We start from the raw sequence: 8848 nt of genomic DNA, 5'->3' as shown, positions 1-8848 counted from the left end.
GCCGTCACCAGCCGCGGTGACAGCGGATCGCCCGAACCGTAAGCCATCCGGAGATTGGCGCCGGCTCGCCGGCAGCCACGGTTCTGTGAAACTCTTTTGGATACGGGGCGGTACCAACGTTCTTCTGGGGCGGCCATGCCGCCAGGGCGCAGGCCTCATTTTGGGCCCGATGCTTGATCCCGATGGGTGTCTGGCGCGATCCGCGATACGGACGCAGCCATCAATCGAAGAAACGGGTGCGGTTCGAGCACCGCAGCTGAAAGCGACGAATGAAGAAATTGNCAGCTAGCGCTGCCAAAAAAAATGCGCTGCGCCCTTGACGACCGACCGGCTAATGGGTGTCACCGTAATTTGAAACTTACTCGGGTCTTCGCACGTAGAGCGAGATAAACCGGTCGATCATCGGGTTGATCTGCTCCGGCACTTCCAGCGACAGGAAATGCCCGGAGCCGACGGCCTTGGCCGTGACCAGTTGCGGGCACAGCGCCGCAAAATGATCCAGATCCGCGAGCCGATGGGCCGCTTCGATGTAGAGCACCGGGACCCGGCACGCCTGGGCGCACTCACGCGCCCGATGCACATCCCAGGGGAACAGACTTGTAAACGTGGACACCAGCACGTGCTGTGGCGTCGCCAGAAAGGTCTGTTCAACATGGGCGCGGCATCTGTCGGTCGGCAGACAGGAGTCCGCCACAATTTTCCGTACCTCGTCCGCAAAATCCGCGCCCCTTAAGCCCTCCAGATACCCGGCGAACACCGTCCCTGCTGAGGCAGGGAAGAGCACCCCTGAATCGAGCAGCACCAGGCCTGCAGGAAAGTCCGGATAGCGGGCGGCGATTTCGAGCGCCATGTTGCCACCCATGCTTTGACCCACGATGACCGGCTTTGTGATCTGCTGTCGGTTGCACAGCCAGACGAGATCATCGGCGAAGCCTTCGATCGAATACGCCTGTTGCGGCTTGTCGCTCTCACCATGCCCCCGCAGCTCGGCATTCAACGCCCGACCTTGACGGGCGAAATACTCCATCTGCGGCGCAAAGTGCGTGCGATCCCCGCCCAGGCCATGGACGAACAGGAATTGAAGCGGTCCCGCCCCGGCGATGTCGAACGAGAGCTGGATGCCGTCATGCGCGAGTTTCATGGACCATCTCCGTATTCACCGACATGTCCAGGTGTCTCTGGCGAGTCCTTAATCTAAGTGGCGCCGCTGGCGAGATTCGAACCTTCTCGAATGATTGGACTGCGGCAGGGGCCGCTTCGGCGTCAGACTGTGTCGGACCCGCCGAGCGTGTGTCTGGCCCGAGCCCCCGTCCTTGGGGCTCTCGCGACGATCACATGTTGCCCCTGGTTTGCTCGACGTGTCAAATAGTTTCGCCAAACCCGAAATGTATCGTGCCGGCTCTCCGGCTACTTTGCATGGGGTTGTTTTTCAGATTTTGAGTTCGGCTAGCCTTACTGGGACCTCATAGTGAGGAGCGCGAAGCGCGTCTCCTGACGATGCTGCGCATCGCCGTGCGAACCATGAAGCCCGGCTCTCAGGTGTGGCCATCCTTCGAGACGGCCGCTTTAGCGGCCTCCTCAGGATGAGGGACTGAGTGCGGGGTTTCGCTCTCTCCCTTCGTCATTCCACATTGCGCAAGTGCGCAATGGGGGCGCGCGTCAGCGGGAGCTCGAAATCCATTGCGCGGCCATCTCTGCGGCCCGATGGATTCTCAGATGCGCAATTGCGCATCATAGCTTGCGACTTCGTTGCGCCCCGGAATGACGAGAAAACATCGCAAGCCGTCAGGATGAGGGCTCGGATGGTTTCTTGAAGAAGGACTAGATCGAGAAGCTGGTGCCGCAGCCGCAGGACGCGGTGGCGTTGGGATTGTTGACGCGGAAGGAGGCGCCGATCAGGTCGTCGACGAAGTCGACCTCGGAGCCCGCCAGGAACGGCTGCGACGCCGAGTCCACCAGGACGACTGCGTTGTCGCGCTCGATGACGAGGTCGTCGTCGGTGCGGTCACGCTCGATGTCGAACTTGTACTGGAAGCCGGAGCACCCGCCGCCCTCGACCGAGATCCGCAGCATGGCGCCGGTGCCTTCGCCCTTGAGGATCTCCCCAATCCGGCGCGCGGCCCGGTCGCTGATGGTCACGGCAGTCGTCATCGTCCTACTCCAATAGTCCCGCGTCATACCCAATTCATTTGGTATCCCGCGTCCGTCATAGTTAAGTGCAAGGGTCCGCAGAATCAAATGGATAGGGACTAAATTCACCGTGTCCGTCGGAATGGCTGCCCCCCGCGCGCCCTATGCCTGCGATCCCGATCGCAGCCGCGGCCGGCTGGTCGCCGAGCCGCCGAGCCGCACCCGCAGCCCGTTCCGCCGGGATTGCGACCGGGTGATCCATTCCACCGCCTTCCGCCGCCTGAAGTACAAGACCCAGGTATTCGTGTTCCACGAGGGCGATCACTACCGCACCCGCTTGACCCATTCTCTCGAGGTCGCACAGATCGCCCGTGCGCTGGCCCGGCAGCTGGGGCTCGACGAGGACCTCACGGAGACCCTGGCGCTCGCGCATGATCTCGGCCATCCGCCCTTCGGGCACGCCGGCGAGCGGGCGCTCGATGCCTGCCTTGAGAACTCCGGAGGCTTCGACCACAACGCGCAGACCCTGCGCGTCATCACGGCGGTCGAGCACCGCTATCCCGAATTCGACGGCCTCAACCTGACCTGGGAGTCGCTCGAGGGCATCGTCAAGCATAACGGCCCGCTGACCGATCGCGGCGGTGCGCCGGTCGGACGCTACCGCGAGCACGGCGTTCCCGTCGGCATCGCCGACTACGTCAAGACGTACGATCTGGAGCTCTGGAGCTTTGCCTCGCTGGAGGCGCAGGTCGCGGCGATCGCCGACGACATCGCCTACGACGCCCACGATATCGATGACGGCCTGCGCGCAGGCCTGTTTGGGGTCGACGACCTCAAGACGATCCCGCTGATGGCCGAGATCATCGCCGAGATCGGTGCGCACTATCCAAATCTTGAGGATGTCAGGCGAGGCGCCGAGCTGGTCCGCGAGCTGATTTCGCATCTGATCGGCGCCGTCTTCGCCGAGGCAAAGGCGAATCTTGCGGCGATCCAGCCGCAATCAGCCCAGGACGTGCGCCAGCAGAGCCGGGCGATGATCGCCTTCCCGCCAGCGATGGCGGGCGAGGAGGCGGCGATCAAGACCTTCCTCTATCAGCACATGTACCGTCACAAGCGGGTGATGCGGGTGATGGGGGAGGCGGAACAGATCCTGTTCGACCTGTTCGCGAAGTACCAGGCCTCGCCGGGCGAACTGCCGGCGGAATGGCTGGCCGGGGCGGAGGGTGAGGACGAGGCGGGCAGGGCGCGCCGGATCGGCAATTTCATTGCCGGAATGACCGACCGTTTCGCCCTGACCGAGCACCAGCGGCTCTTTGACTCGACCCCGGATTTGCGTTAGGCGGCGGCCATGGCCGACACACCCTCATCGCTGCACCTTTTTGCCGACGTGCTCGCGCGCGTGCACGCCGCCTGCCGCACGCTCGCTGCGCAGGCCATCTGGCCGGAGGGCGTCGATTTCTCGCGCGTGGTGGTCGAGCCGCCGCGCGATCCGTCCCATGGCGACATGGCGACCAACGCCGCGATGGTGCTGGCGAAAGAGGCCAAGGCGAAGCCGCGCGATCTCGCCGAGCAGATCGCGGAGCGTCTGCGTGCGGATGCGCTGATCGCCAAGGTCGATGTGGCCGGGCCCGGCTTCATCAACCTGACGCTCAAGCCGTCCGCCTGGGCGGAAGCGCTGCGCACCTTGCTGCGCGAGGGGGCCAGCTACGGTCGCCTGAGTGGGCGCGGGAAGGTCAATGTCGAATACGTCTCGGCGAACCCGACCGGGCCGATGCATGTCGGCCATTGCCGCGGCGCCGTGTTTGGCGATGCGCTGGCGAGCCTGCTGGATTTCGCCGGCCACGACGTCACCCGCGAATATTACATCAACGACGCCGGCGCCCAGGTCGACGTGCTCGCACGTTCGGCGTTCCTGAGGTATCGCGAGGCGCTCGGCGAGGACATCGGTCCGATCCCGGAGGGGCTCTATCCCGGCGACTATCTCAAGCCGGTCGGCGAGGCGCTGGCGAAGGAGCACGGCGACAAGCTGCGCACCGTGAGTGAAGCCGAATGGCTCCCGGCCGTGCGGTCAAAATCGATCGCGATGATGATGGACGAGATCAAGGGCGATCTCGCGGCCCTCAACATCCGCCACGACGTGTTCTTCTCCGAGCGCTCGCTGATCGAGGGCGGCAACAACAAGGTCGCCGAGACCATCGATTTCCTGCGCGCCAAGGGCGACATCTACGAGGGCCGCCTGCCGCCGCCGAAGGGCGCGCCGGTCGAGGATTGGGAAGACCGCGAGCAGCTTCTGTTCAAGGCCACGGCTTACGGCGACGACGTCGACCGTCCGCTGATCAAGTCGGACGGCTCCTACACCTATTTCGCGTCCGACATCGCCTATCACAAGAACAAGTTCGATCGCGGCTTTGCCGACATGATCGACGTGTGGGGCGCCGACCATGGCGGCTACATCAAGCGCATGCAGGCCGCCGTGAAGGCCGTCACGGCCACCAAGGCTGCGCTCGACGTCAAGATCGTCCAGCTCGTGAAGCTCTTGCGCAACGGCGAGCCGGTCAAAATGTCCAAGCGCGCCGGTGACTTCGTCACCTTGCGTGAGGTGGTGGATGAAGTCGGCCGGGACGCCGTCCGCTTCATGATGCTCTACCGCAAGAACGATGCGGTGCTCGATTTCGACCTCGCCAAGGTGATCGAGCAGTCGCGCGACAACCCGGTGTTTTACGTCCAGTACGGCCACGCCCGCGGCCACTCGATCTTCCGCAACGCAAGGGCGGAGGTATTTCCGGATCTGCCGGAGACGACCGAATCGCGGATCGCCTGGTTGCTGGATTCCGCGATGGAGCGCCTCTCGGACCCGGTGGAACTCGATTTGTTGCGCCGGCTCGCAATTTATCCGCGGACCGTCGAAGCGGCCGCCGCGGCCCACGAACCGCACCGAATTGCCTTTTATCTCTATGATTTAGCCAGCGAATTTCACGCGCTTTGGACGAAGGGGCGCGATCTGCCCTATTTACGCTTCATTATCAATAATGATGCACAGCTTACAAAGGCGCGGCTGGCAATGGTCCAGGGCGTCGTCTCGGTCCTGGCATCGGGCCTCGCCATTCTCGGCGTCCATGCCCCGGACGAGATGCGGTAGTTTGGGGCGAACTACTTCAGGGAATTTGTGGGGCTAACCGGCAGAAGCCGGCTCGCGTACGTAATGCGACTTGGTTGAATGCCTTGTGGGTGAAGGCCGCTGTTCGGGTCGAGGACTGGCGGCTTTCCCGAAGGGGACGCATCATCACGATGGCCGATCGACGATATCAGGACAGACCGTATCCTTCCGATGACTATGATCGCGGTGGCGATCAGTATGGCAGGGCAGACAACGATCCCTTGGCCGAACTCGCGCGCCTGATCGGGCAGACTGATCCGTTCGCGACGCAGGGCCGGCCCGCCGCGAGGCCGCCAACTCCACCGGCGCCCGAGCCGTACCAGCCGCCTCCGCACGCGCAAAGCTACGCTCCAGAGAGCTACGAAGATCATCAATACGAGGAGCCGCCACCGCCGCCCGGACCGCCGTCCTGGATGCGGCGTGCCAACGTCCAGCCGCAGCCGCCTGTGGCCGAGCAGCCGCGCTACGCGCCGGCCGTGAACTCAGAGCATCCGTTGCAGCGCTTCCCGGCACAGCAATCCGCACCGGAGCCGGATTACCAGGAGCCCCAGGCCTATCCCGAGCACGACGATCCGATCGATCCGTCGCGCTATGACGACGCGCTCTATGGCCAGCTCGAAGCGGGGCAGCAGGATTTCCAGCGCGATCCGTCCTATCCGGACGATCCTTACGCCTATCAAAGCGACTATCCCGAGGATGAGCTCGAGGACGAGGCTCCGCAGAAGAAGCGCGGCGGGCTGATGACCGTTGCGGCCATCCTTGCCCTGGCCGTGGTCGGAACCGGGGGCGCCTTCGCCTACAAGACCTACCTGGGATCGCCCCGCAGCGGTGAACCGCCGATCATCAAGGCAGACAACACGCCGACCAAGGTCGTGCCGGCGCCCGCCGATGGCTCCGCCAAGGTGCCTGATCGCATGGTCACCGGTGACGGCAGCGAAAAGATCGTGCCGCGCGAGGAAGCGCCAATCGACGTCAACGCCAGGTCCGGCGGCCCGCGCGTCGTTTTCCCGCCGCTCAATCCGAACGCCAATCCGCCGCCGGTCGCGAGCGTCTCACCGTCGGCCGTGCCGCCCCCAAGCGCCGCGCCCAATAACGGCACGATGCCCAACAGCGAGCCGCGCCGGGTAAGGACGCTTGCGGTGAAGGGTGACCAAACCGACAGCACGCCCGCGCCGGCTGCGGCCGCAGCCAAGCAGGCCGCGGCTCCGAAAGCAGCCGCCGCGACGGCAGCGCCACGCAATCCGCCGACCTCGGCCAATGCCAGCGCCAACCAGCCGATGTCGCTGGCGCCGCAGGCTGGGACGCCGGACCCGTCCGCGCCGCCGACCCGGATAGCCGCGACCAATCCGACGCAGATCGCCCCCGCTCCGGCTGAGGGCGGTGGCAGCTACATGGTCTCGATATCGTCCCAGGACACCGAATCCGCGGCGCGGGATTCCTTCCGCGTGCTCCAGGGCAAGTTCCCGTCGGCGCTCGGATCGCGTTCGCCGGTGATCAAGCGGGTGGATTTGGCCGACAACAAGGTGAAGTATCGCGCCATGGTCGGTCCGTACCGGACCCGCCAGGAAGCCGCTCAGTTCTGCACGGAGCTGAAGGCGGCCGGCGGCCAGTGCTTTATCCCGTAGTATTATCGGCCGTTTCCTTGACCCCCTAGCGGGGTAGGGTTAATCGGCGACTATGAGCACGCGGGCCTTCATTACCGGCGTTTCCGGAACGGAATTGACCGCCGCAGAGCGGGATTTTATCCGTACCGAACGTCCGTGGGGATTCATCCTCTTTAAGAGGAATATCGGGACCCCGGCTCAAGTCGCTTCGCTTGTTCAGGAATTGCGCGGCGTCGCAGGCTCTCCGGATGCCCCCGTCCTGATCGATCAGGAGGGTGGGCGGGTGCAGCGGCTCGGCCCGCCGCACTGGCCGGTCTATCCGTCCGGCGCTGTGTTCGGAAAGCTTTACGATATTGATTCGGCGCTTGGGCTGACGGCTGCGCGCCTCAGTGCCCGGCTGATCGCGGCTGATCTGGCCGATCTTGGCGTCACCGTGGACTGCCTGCCGCTCGCCGACGTGCCGGTCGCGGGCGCCGACGCCGTGATCGGCAACCGGGCCTATGGAACCGAACCAGCCAAGGTTGCGGCGATCGCCCGCGCCGTCACGGACGGGCTTGAGCAGGGCGGCGTGCTGCCGGTCCTCAAGCACATCCCCGGCCATGGCCGCGCGACGGCCGACACGCATTTCCGGCTGCCGACGGTAGACACGCCAAGGGATGAGCTGGAGCGCACCGATTTTGCCGCGTTCAAGCCATTGGCTGACCTGCCGATGGCAATGACTGCACATGTTGTGTTTAGCGCTTTCGACCCCGCCCATCCGGCGACGACATCTGCGACAATGGTCCAGCAGGTGATTCGTGGCGTGATCGGGTTCCAGGGTTTGTTAATGAGTGATGACGTGTCGATGAACGCATTGGCGGGCACCATTACCGAGCGCACGCGTTCGATTTTTGCAGCCGGCTGCGACATGGTCCTGCATTGCAACGGGAATATCGAGGAAATGCACGAGGTCGCCGGCCAAACGCCCGAATTGTCGGGCAAGGCGGTGGAGCGCGCGAACAGGGCGCTGGCCGCGCGTAAGGCGCCGCAGCCGTTCGAGCGGGCGGCGACGCGGGCCGAACTCGACGCATTGATCGCACAGGCGAACACGGCATCCGCATGACCGCAGAAATCCTATCGTTTGAAACCGGGCGGCCCGCCGAGCTCGCCGAGGGTGAACCGGCGCTGGTCGTCGATGTCGAGGGCTATGAGGGTCCGCTCGATCTGCTGCTCGCACTGGCGCGACAGCAGAAGGTCGACCTCGCCAAGATCTCGATCTTGGCGCTCGCCGATCAGTATCTCCACTTCATCGAAGCTGCGCGAAAGATCCGGCTCGAGCTTGCGGCCGACTATCTCGTTATGGCGGCCTGGCTTGCCTTCCTGAAATCGCGCCTCTTGCTGCCGGAACCGCCGACTGCGGAAGGTCCGAGCGCGGAGGAGATGGCCACCGCGCTCGCCAATCGCCTGCGCCGGCTCGAGGCCATCCGCGAAGCGGCGAACCGGCTGATGAACAGGCAGCAATTGTTGCGCGACATCTTCCCGCGCGGCGAGCCTGAACAGATCGCCGAGGTCAAGCATCCGAAATACACTGCGACCCTCTACGACCTGCTCACGGCCTACGCCACGCAGCGCCAGTCGCGTGTGCTGGCGAGCGTGCATCTCGCCAAGCGCACGGTGTGGTCACTCGCCGAAGCCCGCGCCTCGCTGGAGCGGCTGGTCGGGGGCCTTACCGAATCGGACGATTGGGGTCGTCTCGACGACTTTCTCATCCGCTATGTCGCCGATCCGTCGCAGCGTGCGACGGTGTTCGCCTCGAGCTTTGCCGCCGCGCTCGAACTGGTGCGGGAAGGCCAGCTGGAACTGAACCAGAAAGAGGCGTTCGCGCCGCTCTATTTCCGAAAGGGGCGGCATCAACCGGTAACAGGTGCGCCTCCCGCGCCTGAAGCACCGGTCGGTTAGTTGAGGAAGGAGAAGCTGC

The 8848-nt window shown here is 64.5% G+C and carries 7 protein-coding genes; 5 read left to right on the top strand and 2 right to left on the bottom strand.

All coding sequences use genetic code 11. The features are described from left to right. Positions 1–358 precede the first annotated feature (358 nt). Together YUU_RS0140515 and erpA are read right to left on the bottom strand one after the other, a co-directional pair. A complete protein-coding gene (locus YUU_RS0140515; RefSeq protein ID WP_027527379.1) occupies positions 359–1141 on the bottom strand; it encodes an alpha/beta fold hydrolase in 783 nt (260 codons plus the stop codon). Between the two features lie 680 nt (positions 1142–1821). Continuing rightward, positions 1822–2151 carry an iron-sulfur cluster insertion protein ErpA gene (gene erpA / locus YUU_RS0140510; protein WP_027527378.1) on the bottom strand — a complete coding sequence of 110 codons (330 nt, stop codon included), beginning with the start codon at positions 2149–2151 and terminating at the stop codon, positions 1822–1824. Between the two features lie 109 nt (positions 2152–2260). Here erpA and YUU_RS0140505 point away from each other — a divergent pair, with 109 nt between their 5' ends. From YUU_RS0140505 to YUU_RS0140485, 5 genes are all read left to right on the top strand, one after another. Further along, the gene (locus YUU_RS0140505; protein WP_027527377.1) at positions 2261–3469 is read left to right on the top strand and encodes a deoxyguanosinetriphosphate triphosphohydrolase; all 1209 of its coding nucleotides are present in this window, start codon (positions 2261–2263) and stop codon (positions 3467–3469) included. A 9-nt stretch (positions 3470–3478) separates the two neighbouring features. After that, entirely contained in the window at positions 3479–5269 is a 1791-nt protein-coding gene (argS, locus tag YUU_RS0140500; protein WP_027527376.1) for an arginine--tRNA ligase, read from the top strand. A 149-nt stretch (positions 5270–5418) separates the two neighbouring features. Continuing rightward, complete coding sequence (locus tag YUU_RS0140495) at positions 5419–6912, top strand: SPOR domain-containing protein (protein ID WP_027527375.1); 1494 nt, start codon at positions 5419–5421, stop codon at positions 6910–6912. 52 nt (positions 6913–6964) lie between these two features. After that, positions 6965–7993: a beta-N-acetylhexosaminidase gene (gene nagZ, locus YUU_RS0140490; protein ID WP_027527374.1), complete on the top strand. Its 1029-nt coding sequence runs from the start codon at positions 6965–6967 to the stop codon at positions 7991–7993. Continuing rightward, positions 7990–8829 carry a ScpA family protein gene (locus YUU_RS0140485; protein ID WP_027527373.1) on the top strand — a complete coding sequence of 280 codons (840 nt, stop codon included), beginning with the start codon at positions 7990–7992 and terminating at the stop codon, positions 8827–8829. Before nagZ ends, YUU_RS0140485 begins: the two co-directional genes overlap by 4 nt. Positions 8830–8848 lie beyond the last annotated feature (19 nt).

This window comes from Bradyrhizobium sp. Ec3.3 (genome assembly GCF_000472925.1).
In the GTDB taxonomy this organism is placed as follows: Bacteria; Pseudomonadota; Alphaproteobacteria; order Rhizobiales; family Xanthobacteraceae; genus Bradyrhizobium.
The sequence above is the reverse complement of the archived record's forward strand: the minus strand, read 5'-3'. Positions and strand labels throughout refer to the sequence as shown.